The 831-nt window shown below is 33.5% G+C and carries 1 protein-coding gene; it reads right to left on the reverse strand.

What is annotated here, in order from left to right; genetic code table 11:
* Positions 1 to 50 precede the first annotated feature (50 nt).
* Positions 51 to 602, reverse strand: a complete 552-nt coding sequence (locus N9I19_RS24980; protein WP_317779369.1) for a recombinase family protein — start codon at positions 600 to 602, stop codon at positions 51 to 53.
* Between the last annotated feature and the right edge of the window lie 229 nt (positions 603 to 831).

Consider the following 831-nt stretch of genomic DNA (forward strand, 5'->3'; position numbering starts at 1 on the left):
CCTGTCGTTACTGTTTGTGTGACGGTACTGCTGCCTTTTTTGGTATGAGCCTAATTTACTTTGTCTAAGTATCTATACAGTGAAGTTTTGCTGATTCCCGTTGCTTCTGTAATTTCGTTGATTGTATAATCCTTACTTTTATACATTTTTATCGCCATTTCAACTTTGTCCCTTTTTTTCGATGGTCTGCCACCTTTCCTTCCTCTGGATCTTGCTGCTTGAAGCCCTGATTTTGTCCTCTCGCTAATAATATCTCGTTCTAACTCTGCAATATTTGCCATTGTACGAAAGAAAAACTTCCCCATTGCAGTTGAAGTATCAATACTGTCATTAATAGAGACAAAATCTACGTCCATATCATTGAATAATTCACTGAGTTCAATTAGATGTTTTGTAGAACGTGAAATACGATCAAGTTTATATACAACAATTTTGTCGCCACTGCGTAAGACTTTAAGAAGTTCTTCTAGTTGGGGTCTATCTTTTTTAGTTCCGGTCAATTTTTCTTTATAAATTTTTTCTGCTCCAAATTTTGTAAGGGCATCAACTTGCATATCCAAGTTTTGTTCCTCCGTACTTACACGTGCATAACCAAATATCACCATTCATCACCTGCAAAAGTAGTTTATAACCCTATATTAGCACCAAAAACGGTATTAGATATTAAAAATGTTACTTTGATTTTGGGAATGAGTTTTGGTTCTATAAATTAATAGAAATAGGTTGTTTTTTTAAAAATATTTATCAGTACCATAAACGGTCGTTTGTGGTATCTTTATGTAGAAAGGGAAATGGATATTTATGTTAACTTTAATAAAAGATTGGGATATT

Origin of the sequence: Peribacillus sp. CSMR9 (genome assembly GCF_033141925.1) — a bacterium.
GTDB classification, from domain to species: Bacteria; Bacillota; Bacilli; order Bacillales; family DSM-1321; genus Peribacillus; species Peribacillus simplex_A.